General features: G+C 73.3%; 11 protein-coding genes and 1 riboswitch. Of the genes, 4 read left to right on the top strand and 7 right to left on the bottom strand.

All coding sequences use genetic code 11. From position 1 onward, the window contains the following. Positions 1–55: 55 nt before the first annotated feature. The 6 genes from ribH to ACZ38L_RS25505 form a co-directional block, all read right to left on the bottom strand. The gene (ribH, locus tag ACZ38L_RS25480) at positions 56–541 is read right to left on the bottom strand and encodes a 6,7-dimethyl-8-ribityllumazine synthase (RefSeq protein WP_465697448.1); all 486 of its coding nucleotides are present in this window, start codon (positions 539–541) and stop codon (positions 56–58) included. A gap of 78 nt (positions 542–619) precedes the next feature. Then, positions 620–1,864: a bifunctional 3,4-dihydroxy-2-butanone-4-phosphate synthase/GTP cyclohydrolase II gene (locus ACZ38L_RS25485; RefSeq protein WP_465697450.1), complete on the bottom strand. Its 1,245-nt coding sequence runs from the start codon at positions 1,862–1,864 to the stop codon at positions 620–622. After that, positions 1,861–2,451 carry a nicotinamide mononucleotide transporter family protein gene (locus ACZ38L_RS25490; RefSeq protein ID WP_465697470.1) on the bottom strand — a complete coding sequence of 197 codons (591 nt, stop codon included), beginning with the start codon at positions 2,449–2,451 and terminating at the stop codon, positions 1,861–1,863. The genes ACZ38L_RS25485 and ACZ38L_RS25490 overlap by 4 nt, the downstream gene beginning before the upstream one ends. A 56-nt stretch (positions 2,452–2,507) precedes the next feature. Next, the gene (locus ACZ38L_RS25495) at positions 2,508–3,212 is read right to left on the bottom strand and encodes a riboflavin synthase (RefSeq protein WP_465697452.1); all 705 of its coding nucleotides are present in this window, start codon (positions 3,210–3,212) and stop codon (positions 2,508–2,510) included. A gap of 222 nt (positions 3,213–3,434) precedes the next feature. Beyond that, a riboswitch (FMN riboswitch) is annotated at positions 3,435–3,562 on the bottom strand. Between the two features lie 378 nt (positions 3,563–3,940). Further along, positions 3,941–5,443, bottom strand: a complete 1,503-nt coding sequence (locus ACZ38L_RS25500) for a S41 family peptidase (RefSeq protein WP_465697454.1) — start codon at positions 5,441–5,443, stop codon at positions 3,941–3,943. A gap of 238 nt (positions 5,444–5,681) precedes the next feature. Next, positions 5,682–6,584 carry a DUF6777 domain-containing protein gene (locus ACZ38L_RS25505; RefSeq protein ID WP_465697456.1) on the bottom strand — a complete coding sequence of 301 codons (903 nt, stop codon included), beginning with the start codon at positions 6,582–6,584 and terminating at the stop codon, positions 5,682–5,684. A 676-nt stretch (positions 6,585–7,260) separates the two neighbouring features. On the opposite strand from ACZ38L_RS25505, the gene ACZ38L_RS25510 reads away from it, so the two are divergent. The 4 genes from ACZ38L_RS25510 (at position 7,261) to ACZ38L_RS25525 (ending at position 13,366) form a co-directional block, all read left to right on the top strand. After that, on the top strand, positions 7,261–9,003 hold the full coding sequence (locus ACZ38L_RS25510; protein ID WP_465697458.1) for a CoA transferase: 1,743 nt from the start codon (positions 7,261–7,263) through the stop codon (positions 9,001–9,003). Continuing rightward, positions 9,000–10,664, top strand: coding sequence for a class I adenylate-forming enzyme family protein (locus tag ACZ38L_RS25515; protein WP_465697460.1), 1,665 nt, complete (start codon positions 9,000–9,002; stop codon positions 10,662–10,664). The genes ACZ38L_RS25510 and ACZ38L_RS25515 overlap by 4 nt, the downstream gene beginning before the upstream one ends. Before the next feature lie 165 nt (positions 10,665–10,829). Next, positions 10,830–11,558 (top strand): DUF5995 family protein, encoded by a 729-nt coding sequence (locus ACZ38L_RS25520; protein WP_465697462.1) that lies wholly within the window; start codon positions 10,830–10,832, stop codon positions 11,556–11,558. 164 nt (positions 11,559–11,722) lie between these two features. Beyond that, positions 11,723–13,366 carry a cellulose binding domain-containing protein gene (locus tag ACZ38L_RS25525; RefSeq protein ID WP_465697464.1) on the top strand — a complete coding sequence of 548 codons (1,644 nt, stop codon included), beginning with the start codon at positions 11,723–11,725 and terminating at the stop codon, positions 13,364–13,366. A 69-nt stretch (positions 13,367–13,435) separates the two neighbouring features. Here the strand turns inward: ACZ38L_RS25525 and ACZ38L_RS25530 are convergent, their stop codons facing one another. Next, positions 13,436–14,899: a GuaB1 family IMP dehydrogenase-related protein gene (locus ACZ38L_RS25530; RefSeq protein ID WP_465697466.1), complete on the bottom strand. Its 1,464-nt coding sequence runs from the start codon at positions 14,897–14,899 to the stop codon at positions 13,436–13,438. Positions 14,900–15,289: the final 390 nt, after the last annotated feature.

Genomic DNA, 15,289 nt, shown 5'->3' on the forward strand with positions numbered 1-15,289 from the left:
CGACGGTCGGGCGGGTGGCCGGACCGGCGATCGAGCGGGCTGTCGGCCGAGCGGATCAGCGTCCGGGCCCGGCGGCCGCGCGCAGCGTGGCGGCGGTGGCGACGGCCGCGGTGACCGCCTCGTGGCCCTTGTCCTCGGCGGAGTCCGGCAGGCCCGCCCGGTCCAGCGCCTGCTGCTCGGTGTCGCAGGTCAGCACGCCGAAGCCGACCGGCACGCCGGTGCTGACACTGACCTGGGTGAGGCCCACGGTGGCGGCCTGGCAGACGTAGTCGAAGTGCGGGGTGCCGCCGCGGATGACCACCCCGAGGGCCACCACCGCGTCGTACCCGCGCTCGGCCAACTGCTTGGCGGTGACCGGCAGTTCGAAGGTTCCGGGGACTCGCACGACGGTCGGCTCGGTGATCCCCAGCTCCTTCAGGGCGCGCCGGGCACCGGCCAGCAGGCCGTCCATCACCTGGGTGTGCCACTGGGCGGCGATAACCGCGACCCGCAGGTCCTGGGCGTTCTCGATGGTCAGCTGGGGGGCTCCGTGGCCGCTCACGTTGTGGTGCCTTTCCGTTCGGTGCTTCGGTGGTTGAACTGTGCGATCGGACTGCTGCGGTTGGCGTGCGTGGGGCGGCTACTGGCCGAGCCAGGGCAGGTCGTGGCCCATCCGGTCGCGCTTGGTGCGCAGGTAGTCGAGGTTGTGCTCGCCCGGCTCGACCTGGATCGGCCGGCGGTCCTTGACCTTCAGGCCGTGCTCGGTGAGCGCGGTCAGCTTGTCGGGATTGTTGGTGAGCAGCGTCAGCGAGCGCACGCCCAGGTCGGTGAGCATCTGCCCGCCGATGCTGTAGTCGCGGGCGTCGACCGGCAGGCCGAGGTCGAGGTTGGCGTCCACGGTGTCACGGCCCTGCTCTTGGAGCTGGTAGGCGCGCAGCTTGTGGACCAGGCCGATGCCGCGGCCCTCCTGGCCGCGCAGGTAGAGCAGCACGCCGCGGCCGGACTCGGCGATCTGGGCGAGCGAGGCCTGCAGCTGCGGACCGCAGTCGCAGCGCAGCGAGCCGAAGACGTCGCCGGTCAGGCACTCCGAGTGGACCCGGACCAGCACGTCCTCGCCGTCGGGCAGCCGTCCGTCGGCGTCCAGGCCGCCGGCCACCAGGGCGATGTGCTCGACGCCGTCCAGCGTGCCGTGGTAGCCCACCGCGGTGAAGTCGCCGTACGCCGTGGGCAGGGTGGTGACGGCCGCCCGGTCCACGTGCAGCTCGGTGCGGCGGCGGTAGGCGATCAGGTCCTCGATCGAGATGATCGCCAGGCCGTGCTGGCGGGCGAACGCGACCAGCTCGGGCAGCCGGGCCATGGTGCCGTCGTCGTTGACCACCTCGCAGATCGCCGCGGCCGGGGGCAGGCCGGCCAGCCGGGCCAGGTCGACGCCGGCCTCGGTGTGGCCGGGGCGGACCAGTACGCCGCCGTCCGCCGCGCGCAGCGGGAAGACGTGGCCGGGCCGGGTCAGGTCACCGGCGGTGGTGGCCTCGGTGGCCAGCAACCGGATGGTCCGGGCCCGGTCGGCCGCCGAGATGCCGGTGGAGATCTTGTCCCGGGCGTCCACCGAGACCGTGTAGGCGGTGCCCTTGCGGTCCTCGTTGACCCGGGTCATCGGGGGCAGCGCCAGCCGGTCGGCGTCCGCGTTGGTCATCGGCACGCAGATCACGCCGGAGGAGTAACGGATGGTGAAGGCCAGCAGCTCGGGGGTGGCGGCCGAGGCGGCGAAGATGATGTCGCCCTCGTTCTCGCGGTCCTCGTCGTCCACCACGATGACCGGGCGGCCGGCCGCGATGTCGGCGATGGCGCGCTCGACCGGGTCGAGGCTGAGGTCGGGGGTGCTCATGCCGGGGCTCCCTGCAGGTTCGGGGCGGTGGAGGCGTTGCGCGGGGCCCGGCTGCGCAGCCACCAGGCGCGCAGGCCGAGCAGGACCAGGACGAAGTAGATGCTGTAGGTCAGGCCGGAGAAGGTGTAGCCGCTGTTGAACGCGAGCGGGACGCCGACCAGGTCGACGGCGATCCAGGCGAACCAGAACTCCACCCAGCCGCGGGCCTGGGCGACCATCGCCGCCAGGGTGCCGACGAAGATGTAGGCGTCCGACCAGGGGCTCCAGGACATCCACGGGAACTGGGTGAAGATGAGGGCCGCCGCGACGGTCAGCAGCGCGGTGGCGCCGACCAGCAGCGCGCGTTCCTTCCAGCTGGCGAACCGGACCGCGATCGCGCCGGTGTCGCGGATCCCGCGCTGCCAGCGGGACCAGCCCCAGATCGCGGTGACGATCACGATCAGCTGCTTGCCGACCAGGCCGGGCAGGTGACCGGAGAGGTAGGCCCCGGCCAGCACCACGCCGGAGAGCAGCTGGACCGGCCAGCTCCAGACCGAGCGCCGCCAGCCGAGCGCGAGGGCGGCCAGGCCCAGCAGGTTGCCGATCATGTCGGTCCACAGCACGTGCTGGCCGAATATCGAAAACGCCACGCTGTTGAGCCAGTTCACGAGACGCCCTCCGAACGGGCCAGCGTGGTGGGGTTGTTGGTGGGGATGTTGATGATGCTGCCGACGCCGTCGGCCCGGGCTGCCAGCAGCCGCTCGACGTACTTGGCGAGGACGTCCACCTCGAGGTTGACCGGCTCGCCAACTTCCTTGGCACCGAGGGTGGTCAGGGCGAGCGTGGCGGGGATCAGGCTGACCGTGAAGGTGTCGGCGGCGGCCTCCACCACCGTCAGGCTGATGCCGTCCACCGTGATCGAACCCTTGTCGACCAGGTAGCGGGAGATGCTCGACGGCAGCGAGAACCGCAGCACCTCCCAGCGGGGCTTGCCCTCCGCGTCCAGCTCGCCGGGGGCACGCTCGAGCAGGATGCCGGTGGCGTCGACGTGCCCCTGGACCAGGTGGCCGCCGAGCCGGGCGCCGAGTGCCATGGCCCGCTCCAGATTGACCCGGGAGCCGGGGACCAGCGCGCCCAGGCTGGAGCGGTGCAGCGTCTCGGCCATCACGTCGGCACTGAACTCACCACCGCCGGAAGCCAGTTGCTCAGGAGTGTCGACGACGGTCAGGCAGACACCGTTGACCGCGATGGAGTCGCCGTGCCGGGCCCCGGTACAGACCAGCGGACCGCGCAGGCGCAGGCGCGAGGAGTCGCCGAACTCCTCGATGGAGACGACCTCGCCGAGCTCTTCGATGATGCCGGTGAACACCCGGGTTCTCCTCGCGCTTGGGGCGCGGACTCCGGGGCGGCAGATGCATGGGAAACCGTAACGGGCTGATGCCGGTGCGAATGCCAGAGAGCTGGCAGAATCCGGATCCGGGTCGCCGAAGATCCACCCCATGTGATGGGGTGCTTCGCCGCCGCAGAGGACTCTGCCGCTCACCTCAACGCGATCCCCCGGAACGGGGAACCACGGCACCGCTTGGCCCGTCGCGCACGCCTCCCATCCGGACTTTAACCGTCGGTCCAGGAATTTCACCTGGTCAACCGGCCGCTGGCTGCGGACGGGTCGCGGACTGTAACCGCCGGTTCGGATTTTCACCGACCCCGGAGTGCGCTGAACGTCACTGCTCTTACGTGGCTCATTGTGCCATGATCCGCAACCACTGAGGGAGAGGGCTGCGCTGTGGGCTGTTTCACTCCGCCCCACGGGAATACGAGCGGCACGCGGGGGGATGGGGTGGGGACTGTTCCGGGATCACCTTGATCCCCGCCGGGGGCCGGGCAACGGGGCGGGTGCTGCCCCTGCTCATCCACCCGTACGAGCTAACTCCCGCGTCCCGTCGGGCGCTCCGCCACCCTGGGCGCCCAGGGCGTGCGCAGGCAGCACCACCGTGGTGGGTGCTCGTCCCCGGTGGTCCACAACGGCGGGACGGGGAGCGGCAGCTGACTCAAGACCAGTGCGGTCCCGCCCCGTTGGGCGCGCGGGCGCGGGAGTCACGGGTGGGCTCCGGTCAGGACGTGGAGCGCGAGCGTGAGGGCGGAGTCCCGGTCGTGGGAGAGCTCGTCGTCGGTGAAGACCGGTGTGGGCGGGTCCGGCGGGAAGCCGGCGCCGTCGAAGCTGCGGCCGTCCTGGGTGAGATAGCGCTCGTTGGGGAGCTCGAAGGTCCAGCCCTTGCCGTTGGGCAGGTCGCGGCCCAGGGTGTCGGAGAAGACGCCTTGGGTGGCGGCACCGATCCGGATCGGTTGCCGGTGGCGCCCCATCAGCGCCTGGAGGAACGTCTCGGCGGCGCTCATGCTCGCGCTGCTGGTCAACAGCGCGACCGGGCCGGTGAACGCGGGCCCGGGCGACGCGGGGACCGGGACCGACTGCGGGCGGGTGAACCGGCTGGGATCCGCCGGGTCGTCGCGGGCCTGTTTGCGGTAGGCGAGGTAGGACACGTCCGTGAGCCGGGAGGCGATCTGGAGGCCGAGCCGATCGGAGCCACCGCCGTTCAGCCGCAGGTCCACCACCAGGGCACGCAGTGCGTCCGCACCGCTGGTGCGGGCCGGGGTGAACACCGCGTCCAGCGCCCGGGCCAGCTCCGCCTGGTTCGCCGACGAGGCGTCCGAGTCGGTGTAGCGGGCGAAGGATGTGACGCGCAGGTAGCCGATCCCACCTGGAAGATCGGCATAGCCGACCTTCCCCTTGGCGAAAGTGGTCAGGGGGCGGCCGAGCCGGTCGTTCACGGTCTGCCAGGCCCGGTCGGTGAAGCCGTCCTGGAGTATCGGCAGGGTGCCCGGCCGAGGTTGCCAGAACTGGCCCGTGCTGCCGGCCAGGATGCCCACGTGGGCATCGCCCAGCGGTCGCACGGTCGCGCTGAGGACCGCGAAGAGCTCGGCATCCGTCGTCCGGGCGGTCAACTCGGGCCGGTAGCGCGCTCGCACCGCCTCCCAGTCGACGCCCTTGGCCGCGAAGAACGGGTAGTTCTCCGCGAAGGTCGCCCAGAAGACGTCGAAGACCGCGCGCGGATCGCTGCTCGGCGGCCGGGTGCAGACAGCGGGCAGGGCCGGCAGTCGGCGCAGCTGGATGTCGGTGACATCATCCCCGTGGTTCAGCACGGCGGTGTCCGGGTCGGCGCCCGGGCGGACGGTGACTTCGGGGTGGCCGTCCACCGAGAACCACACCGCGCCGGAGGAGTCGGCGGGACCGGTCCGCTGCCCGCTCAGCTCACCGGGCAGGGCGCCGGCGCACGAGACGTCGAAGGTGCGCAGCCGGCCGCCCCGGATGGTCAGGACGGTGCCGTAGCCATCCGTCTGCCAGACCCCCTCGACCGGGCTCCGGCGGCGGGCTGGGACGGCGGGAGCCGGGGGTGTGGCCGCCGACGCGGCGGGAGCTGTCACCGCCGCCAGCAGTCCGGCCACGGTCGCCGCGCCGCCCGTCAGCACCGCGCGCCGGGGCGGTCCGCCCTGCTGCCGGCTCTGCCTCACCACGCCCTGTCGCTGCGTCCGGTTCCTCATCACGCACCTCCGCCGGATTCCTGTGGTCCGAGAGTGCGGGGGGCAGTTGCGCACACCCCGCACCGGCTTTCACAAGGGACGCTACGGTGGGTAGTGATCCAGTGTCGCTGGCGTGAGCACCCGTCTTTTTCCTGGGGTGGGCACCAGCCACAGAACTGGTGCCAACACCACTGCGACGGGGGGCGATGGGTCCACCGGCGGTCCGGACGCGACGAGTGCGTCCGCATCGGTCGTCCGGTCAGGAGCCGCGCTGCCCGGCAGGGGTCTTCACGGTCGAAGGCAACCCGCTCGCGGACGGACGCGGCGACGGGACGGGCTGGTCGTCTCCGCCCGAACCGCCGACCGGGCGCGAGAACCAGCCCTCCTGGCTCCGGTCACGGATCACGAACGCCGTCACCGGCGCTCCCGCCGGCACCACCGTCACCAGATCGTCCACCCGGAACCCCGGCCAGGCCGGCCCGGTGAACGTGACCGGGCCACTCGGCACCGTCGGCGGCAGCAGCGGGTTGCCGCACGCGCAGCGCACCCGCGGCAGCCCTCGGTTGTCGATCAGCACCGCGGTGCCCGCCTGCAGGACCGACTGGAAGCCCGTCGCGATGCCGTCGGCGAAGCCGTGGTTGGTCACCCGGGTGTCGGAACGCAGCACCACCGGGGTGAGCCTGCCGAGGTAGAACGGGATGTCGCCGACCGGGACACCCTCGACCCCGGCCCACGCGTGCGCCTTGTCGACATGACCCACGAGGTAGTCCGTCAGCTTGGCCACCTCGCAGCTGCCGAGGCGCTCGGTGCCGCCGTAGAGGCCCGCCGTCCCACCGTCGACCGGTCGGAACCCGACGGCGGAGGCCGAGCCGACGGCGGACGGGGGGCCGCCGGACGGGGAGCCCGGCGGGCCGGCCGAGGAGCTCGCCACCGAGCCCGTGAACGGATCCGGCCCGGGAGCGTCGGCCGCCTGCAGGAGAACCGGGACGGACGCGACGACAGGCTGGTTCGTCTCCGGCTGGCGCTCCACCAGCACCGCACCCAGCGCGACCACCAGCCCCGCGAGCACCGCGCCGAGCGCGAGCGAACGCGGCCGGCGCCACCACGGCCGCCGGGGACCTCCGTCACCGCCGGCCATCACCATGTGCGGCAGCGGTTCCACCGGGGGTCCGGACGGCGGCCCCGGCCGGCCCGACGCACCCGACGGTGGCTCGGGCGGCGGACCTGACGGCGGTTCGGAGCGCACGGCCCATTCTCCCCTCCCCCGCCCGGGCCACCGCAACCGCAGCTCCGCGCCCGGGTGACCGCCGGCCCGCGGCGCAGGACCGGCGCCGCCCACCCCGAGCGGGTGGACGGCGGCCGGACGGACGCTCGGCCGGCGGCCCGCAGGCACGGTGAGCGCGGACCGCCACGGCGGGCGGCCGGCGCGCCCCGGCCACGCTCCCGTCCCACCGGCCTCGGCCCGCGGGCCGATCAGCACCGATCGGTACCGTGCACGACAGCGTGAAGGCTACCTCGAAGCCCCGCTCGGGCAGTGGGCCGGCCCGCAGGGTGCCGCCGTGGACCCGGACCCGCCGCCGCATCCCGATCACCTCGTGGCCGCCGCCGGGCGACGTGGCCGCGGCCGGCCGGTGCCGAGGCCGGCCGGACGGGCGGCGCCAGGCGATCTTCGACTACCAAGCGTGATAGCTTCGCCACCGAACGAGAGGTCCGCCCATGGCCCGGCCGCTTCGACCGCCAGGCGTACCCGACTCAGGCCACGGCCGGCCTGGCCGCACCACCCGCCCCGAAGAGGACCCATGCCACGGATCACCCCTTCTGACATCACGTCACCCACCTTGCCGGAAGGGCCGGTCGAGCGAATCCGCGAGCCCGCGGTGACGACGCTGCGGCAGGACGTCGACGTCGCCCGGGCCCCGCTGGCCGGGGTGCCGCTGGCGGTGGCGGGCGGCAGCACGGCCGGCACGCTGGCCGCCCGCCACCTGCGGGCGCTCGGCTGCACCACCGCCCCGGCCCGGGAGTTGGCGACGGCGGCGGGGCAGGCGGCCCGGCTGGTCCTGGGCCCCGGCCCGGCGGGTCCGGCGGCCGACGGCACCGATCGCGACATCGACTGCGTGATCGACTGGGCAGGTCCGGTGGACCTCCCGCTGGCGAGCGAGGCCGACGCCCAGGCGGCCTGCGGGATCGCCGCCGTGCACGGCCGCCGGTACGGCGCACCGACCCCGCTGGGGATCGACTACGCGGGGGCGATGGCCGGAGTGCTCGCCGTCCAGGGCCTGTTGGCGGCCCGCTGCGCCGGCCTGCGCGGCGCTCCGGTGCGCGGGGTGCGGACCTCGGTCGCCGGGGCCGCGCTGCTCGCCGTCGGGCAGTACCTGGCAGCCGCCACCGCCGACGACCCCGACCGCACGGGCCGACCCGACCGCACGGCCCCCGAGGACACCGCGCCCGAAAGCGCGGCCGCCGGCCCGCCGTTCACCAGTCGGGACGGCGTCCGGTTCGAGATCGAGTCGCTCGACGCCGGCCCCTGGCTGGAGTTCTGGTCCCGGCTCGGCGTCGATCGCCGCCCGATCGGCCGCGGTTGGCCCTCCTTCCAGCTCCGGTTCTCCTCGGCCCGGTGCCCGTTGCCGCCCGAACTCGCCGCCGCTGCCACGCGGTCGGACTACCACGAGATCGTCACCGCGGCTGGCCGCGCGGGCGTCGGCATCGTCCCGGTGCGCGAGGACGCGCCCGACCCGTACCCGACACCGCCCTGGCAGATCGCCCGGGCCGGCGGTCGACCGCCCCGCCCGGCCGGGCCGATCGCGCCACGGACGGGCGGCGTGCGGCTGCCGCTGGCCGGGCTGGTGGTGGTGGAGATGACCCGGCGACTCCAAGGCCCCCTCGCCGGGCACCTGTTGGCGCTGCTCGGCGCCGAGCTGGTGCGGGTCGAGCCGCTCGGTGGCGATCCGCTGCGCGGTGTACCGCCGATGGCGGGCGACGATTCGGCCCGGTTCCACGCGCTCAACCGCGGCAAGCAGGCGGTCGAGGCGGATCCGCGCGCGCCGTCCGGGCGCCGGGCGATCCGCGAACTGGTCGGTGACGCCGACGTGTTCCTGCACAACCTCGCGCCCGGCAAGGCCGAGGCCTTCGGGCTGGGTGCCCCGGAGCTGTTGGCCGTCCAGCCCGGCCTGGTGCACGCCTGGGCCTCCGGGTGGGGGGAACTCCTCGGCCCTGAGCCGCCGGTGGGGACGGACTACCTGGTGCAGGCGCGCAGCGGACTCGCCGCGCTGGTCACCCCGGCTGGCCGGCCGGCCACACCCTCGCTGATGACCATCACCGACATCTTCGGCGGCCTGATCAGTGCCGAGGGGGTACTGGCCGCGCTGGTCGCCCGGGCCGTCACCGGACACGGGCGCCGGGTGGACTCCTCGCTCTGGTCGGCCGCGACCGAGCTGCTGCGCACCGGCACCCCACCGGCCGCGCGGCGGGCCGCCTTCGCTGCCGCCACTCCGGACGAGATCGCCCGAGACCCTCGGTTCCGCTTCGCACTACACCGTGATCGCTGTCTACTGCCCTGCTCACCCTGGGAGTTCGACCGTTGACCGCCCCCACCAGCACCACCGTCCGGGCCCCGCGCAGCGGGCTCGACCTGCCCGACCTGGTCCCGGCCGAGCTGCGCCGGCAGTGGTCCGCGCAGGGCCACTACCCCGACCGCGGCATCGCCGACCTGTTCGCCGAGCGGGTTCGCCGGCACCCGCGGCGGCCGGCCGTGGTCTGTCCTGGCGAGACCCTCGACTACGCCGAACTCGACCGCCGCACGGGCCGGATCGCCATCGCGCTGCGCGGCGCCGGGGTGGCGCCCGGCGACGTCGTCGCGATCCGGCTGCCGAACGGCTGGCCGGCGGTGGCGACCGAACTCGCGGCGGCGGCGGTCGGGGCGACCGCACTGACCTTCCCGGCCGGCCGGGGCCTCGCGGACACCAGGGCGCTGCTCCGCCGGTCCCGGGCCGTGGCGCTGGTGAGCACCGCCGCCACAGCCCACGAGATCGGTCCCGAGCTGTCCCGACTCCCGTTCCTGCGCGCGGTGTTCGCCATCGACGGGACCGGGTCGACGGTACGGACCGACTCCGCCCCGGACCGACCGGGGCCAACGGCGCACGAGGATCCGCTCGGCACGGTCCCGGTGGATCCGTCGGCGGCGGCCAGGATCCTGGTCTCCTCCGGCTCCGAGTCGGAGCCCAAGATGGTGGCCTACTCGCACAACGCGATGGCCGGCGGCCGCGGCAACTACCTGCGCGCCGTCTACCGGGGCACCGAAGTGCCGCGCGCGCTGGTCCTGGTGCCGCTCTCCTCCTCGTACGGCTCGCTGGGCGTGATCACCCTGTACCGGCACGGCGGAACCCTGCTGCTGCTGGACGGCTTCGACGCCGCCACCGCGCTGCGTGCCGTCACCGCGCACCGGCCCACCCACCTGTTCGGCGTCGCCACGATGCTGCGCCGGATGACCCAACTCGCCCCGGAGCCCGGCGAGGACCTCTCCTCGCTGCGATCGGTGATCGCCAGTTGCGACGGGTTGCCGCCCGCGCTGCTGACCGACTGCCTGACCCGGTTCGGCTGCCCGGTCAGCAACCTGTACGGCTCCACCGACGGTCTCAACTGTCGTGCCGATCACCGTACTTCGACCGAGCTGACCAACGTGTTGGGCCAACCCGACCCGGCCGTCTGCGAGTTCCGGATCCATGACGAGCAGGGACGCCAGCTGCCGGCGGGCGACCCCGGCGAGATCTGGGCGCGCGGCCCGATGACCCCGCTCTGCTACGTCGGCGCGCCGCAGTTGGACGCCCGCTACCGCGCGCCCGGCGGCTGGGTGCGCTCCGGGGACCGGGGCCGACTCACCACCGACGGGCGGCTGGAGCTGGTGCGCCGCAACAGCAACGTGGTGAAGCGCGGCGGCTACTCGATCAGCCCGGCGGAGGTCGAGCGGCACGCCGGCGCGCATCCGGCGGTCGCCGAGGCGGTCTGCCTGGCGGTGCCGGATCCGGACCTCGGCGAGCGGCTCTGCGTCTGCGTGGTGCCCCGGCAGGGGACGGCGGCGCCCACGCTGGCGGAGCTCAACCGCTTCCTGGAGCAGCGGCGCGGGCTGGAACGCCGCAAGCTGCCCGAGCAGTTGCTGCGCCTGGCGGAGCTCCCGCTGGGCGCCGCCGGCAAGCTCGACCGCAACCGGCTGGCGGCGCTGGCCCGTTCGGCTGCGCCGGCCCGCTGACGGCCGGCGTGCGCCGAGCCGGCCGGTTCACCGCCAGGGCACGGCCGCCGGTCGCCGTGCCGGCCCAGCGAGGAGTTCACCCGAACGACCGCTCCCGCGCAAGCACTTGATTTGACATCGTGGTCGTCCGGCCCATCCGGACCGGCGTCCAGGTGAGGTGACACGGTGTCGGAACAGCTCGGAGACACGGGAACGGCCCCGCAGGTGCCGGCGCGGGCCCTCGCGCCACTGCCGACGGTCGACCAGATCGTCGGCCGGATGCGGGCCCTGGCAGCCGGCTTCCCGCCGAGCGACGGGGTGGGCGTCTTCCATCGGATCTACCTCGCCGTCACCCAACTGGTGCGCAGCCGGCTGGGCACCGGCTGGTTCGCCGATCCGGCCGCGATGGCCGTGCTCGACGCGCTCTTCGCCGAGCGCTACCTCGCCGCGAACGCCGCTGCCGCCGCCGGGCGGCGGCCACCCGCCTGCTGGCGCCCGCTCTTCGAGCTGCGGTGCCACCCCGGCATCCATCCTCTGCAGTTCGCGCTGAGCGGGATCAACTCCCACATCGAGCACGACCTGCCGCTCGCGGTGCTGGACGCCTCACGGCGGCTGGGTCGGGACCCGGAGAGCTTCGAACCCGACTACCACCGGATCAACGATCTGCTGGCCCAGTTGGAGGGGCAGATGCAGGCCGAACTGCTGCCGACGGCGGCCCGGTCGGCGCTCGGCGAGCCGCTGCTACACGTGCTCGGGGTCTGGAGCATCGACGCGGCCCGGGAGGCCGCCTGGGCCAGCGTGCTGGCGCTGCGCGGCCTGCGCGACTCCCCGCTCGGCTACGCGGCGGTGGCGGACACGCTGGACGCCTCGGTCGGCATGGTCAGCCGCGCCCTGCTCACCCCGGTCGGTGACTGACGCGGGGTCAGCGTTCCTTCGTGCGGCACGAGAAGCCGGCGGATCAGAGGTCGTCTGCTTATTGACGAGCAGCATTGGTCTGTACCACTGTGGGGGAGCCGCGGCACGCCCCCCACTGTCCGGCGGCGTGTCCCGCGCCGCCCCACGCCGAGGAGGACCTGCCCATGAGGCGCGTCACCCCGTCCAGCCGTTCCACCCTGCCCAGCCTCGCCGCCACCGGCGCGCTGCTGGTCGGCGCCGCCGTTCCGTTCGCGCTGCCCACGGCGGCCAGCGCCGCCGTCGGCGTCTCCGGTCTGGTCGCCGCCTTCTCGGTGCCGCAGAGCTGGCAGAACGGCTTCGAGGGCGACTACACGGTCACCAACGACACCAACACGACCGTCAACTCCTGGACGATCACCTTCACCCTGCCGGCCGGGGAGACGGCCACCAGCGCCTGGAACGGCACCCTCACCCAGAACGGGAACCAGTACACCCTCACCTCCCCTAGCTGGGCCTCCCCGCTCGCCCCCGGCGCCAGCGCCCCGGTGGTCGGCATGAACATCTCCAGCACCGGCACCCCCGTCCCGCCCACCGCCTGCACCATCAACAACCAGCCCTGCCAGGGCGGACCGGTCGACACCACCCCGCCCAGTGTGCCCACCGGCGCGCAGGTCTCCGGCACCGGCCCGGAGTCCATCACGCTCTCCTGGACGCCCTCCACCGACAACGTCGGAGTGGCCGGCTACCACGTCTACGAGGGCTCCACGGTGGTCGCGACCACCACCGCGACCACCGCGACCCTGACCGGCCTGCTGGCCGGCAGCAGCCACACCTTCGCGGTCAGCGCCTTCGACGCGGCGGGCAACGAGTCCGCGCTCTCCGCCCCGGTGACCGGCACGGCCGGCAGCGGCAGCACCCCCGGCGTGGCCGCGCCCTTCGTCGACCTCGGCGCCTACCCCACCCCCAGCCTGCCGCAGATCGCCGCCGCCACCGGGCTCAAGCAGTTCTCGCTGGGCTTCATCGTCAACGGCACCACGCCCTGCACCGCGTCCTGGTTCAACGCCTACGACCCGGGCAGCGGCTGGGACAAGGCCGACTTCGACGCGATCCGGGCGGCCGGCGGCGACGTCCGGCCGTCCTTCGGCGGCGCCAACGGCACCGAGCTGGCCCAGTCCTGCACCGACGTGCCGAGCCTGACCGCGCAGTACCAGAAGGTGGTCGACGCCTACGGGCTGGACCGGATCGACTTCGACATCGAGGGCTCGGCGGTCTCCGACCACGCCTCGATCGACCGCCGGTCGGCCGCCATCGCCGCCGTCCAGGCCGCGCAGCGGGCCAAGGGCCGTGACCTCAAGGTCAGCCTCACCCTGCCGGTGCTGCCCTCCGGCCTGACCTCGGACGGCCTCTACGTCCTGCAGTCGGCGAAGAACGCGGGCGTCGCGGTCGACACCGTCAACGTCATGGCGATGGACTTCGGCGACACCGAGGCGCCCAACCCGTCCGGGCAGATGGGCAGTTACGCGATCCAGGCGGCGCAGTCCACCCGGGCCCAGATCGCCCAGGTGTGGCCGGACCTGACCACCGCGCAGTCCTGGGCGATGGTCGGCGTCACCCCGATGCTCGGCCAGAACGACAACGCGGACGAGGTCTTCGGCCTCTCCGACGCCCAGCAGTTGCTCACCTTCGCCGAGCAGAACCACCTGGGCGAGCTCTCCTTCTGGGAGGTCACCCGGGACGGCAACGCCTGCACCGGCGCGCTCTTCAAGTGCACCAACATCCAGCAGACGCCGTACGAGTTCTCCGAGATGTGGGCCGGCTACACCGGCTGACCGCCGCACGACACGCCGCTGCCCCCGCCCACGACACACCGTGGGCGGGGGCAGCGGCGCGGCCGGGCGTCAGGCCCAGCTGGAGTGCAGCGGCTTGCCCTCGGCGTAGCCGGCCGCGCTCTGCACGCCGACGATCGCCTTCTCGTGGAACTCCTCCAGGCTGTTGGCACCGGCGTAGGTGCAGGAGCTGCGCACCCCGGCGATCACCGAGTCGATCAGGTCCTCGACGCCCGGGCGGGCCGGGTCGAGGAACATCCGGGAGGTGGAGATGCCCTCCTCGAAGAGCGCCTTGCGGGCCCGGTCGTAACCGGACTCGTCCGCCGTGCGGTTGCGCACCGCGCGGGCCGAGGCCATCCCGAAGCTCTCCTTGTACTGCCGCCCGTCCGGCGCGGTCTGCAGGTCGCCCGGGGACTCGTAGGTCCCGGCGAACCAGGAGCCGATCATCACGTTGGACGCACCGGCGGCCAGCGCCATCGCCACGTCGCGCGGGTGGCGCACGCCACCGTCCGCCCAGACGTGCTTGCCCAGCCGGCGGGCCTCGGCGGCGCACTCCAGCACGGCCGAGAACTGCGGGCGGCCGACGCCGGTCATCATCCGGGTGGTGCACATCGCGCCCGGGCCGACCCCGACCTTGAGGATGTCGGCGCCCGCCTCGACCAGGTCGCGCACGCCGGCGGCGGAGACCACGTTGCCGGCCACGATCGGGATCTTCGGGTCCAGCCCGCGCACCGCCCGCAGCGCATTGATCATGGTCTCCTGGTGGCCGTGCGCGGTGTCGACCACCAGCACGTCCGCGCCGGCCTCGATCAGCGCCTTCGCCTTGCCGGCCACGTCGCCGTTGATACCGACGGTGGCCGCGATCCGCAGCCGGCCGCCCGCGTCCACGGCGGGGGTGTAGAGGGTGGCGCGCAGCGCGCCCTTGCGGGTCAGGATGCCGACCAGCTGGCCCTGGGCGTCCACCACCGGAGCCAGCTTGCGGTGCCCCTCGTTCAGCTTCTCGAACGCGGCCCGCGGGTCGACCGTCTCGTCCAGCAGCAGCAGGTCGCGCGACATCACCTGGGAGAGGCCGGTGAAGCGGTCCACGCCCTGGCAGTCGGACTCGGTGACCACGCCGACCGGCTTGCCGCCCTCGACCACCACGACCGCGCCGTGCGCCCGCTTGTGGATCAGCGCGAGCGCGTCCGCCACGGTGGCGCCGGGGTCCAGGGTGACCGGGGTGTCGAAGACCAGGTGCCGCTGCTTCACCCAGCCGATCACCTCGGCGATCACCTCGGTCGGGATGTCCTGCGGGATGGCCACCAGACCACCACGACGGGCCACCGTCTCGGCCATCCGGCGCCCGGCGATCGCGGTCATGTTGGCGACCACCAGCGGGATGGTGGTGCCGGTGCCGTCGTTGGACGCGAGGTCGACACCCTGCCGGGAGCCCACGGCGGAGCGGCTGGGGACCATGAAGACGTCGTCGTACGTGAGGTCGTACGGTCCCGAATAACGGTCGTCGATCGTGCCGGTCTGGGGGTTCAAGAAACGCATGGAACTGGCTCTCTGACTTCGGGAGGGTAGACCTCGGGTGCGGAAGGGGCCGGCCGGCCGAGCGCACTCGGGCGCCCCGCACCCAACCGTCGAGTCTCACCCATACCCGCCCCGAAAGCCAGTTCACCCGAGAACATTGAAGATCACCACAAGGATGATCGCCCATCCGAGCGAGAGAGTTGTATAAAGCTCCAAACTGTCACTCCGAGACGAGCCCGGGTCTCAGTCCAGGAAGCTGTGACCTCAGCTGAACTCGGCCCACCAGACACAGACCGTCCCGTAGGCGTGCACCGCTCTAGTAGGGCTTTGTTAGGTGCGGTGGTGTGGTTCTGGTTCTGGGGCGGGTTGGCCGCATATCGAGCAGGCGCCGGTCCAGGTAGCCAGGAGGGC

It is taken from the genome of Kitasatospora sp. NPDC024654 (assembly GCF_055559155.1).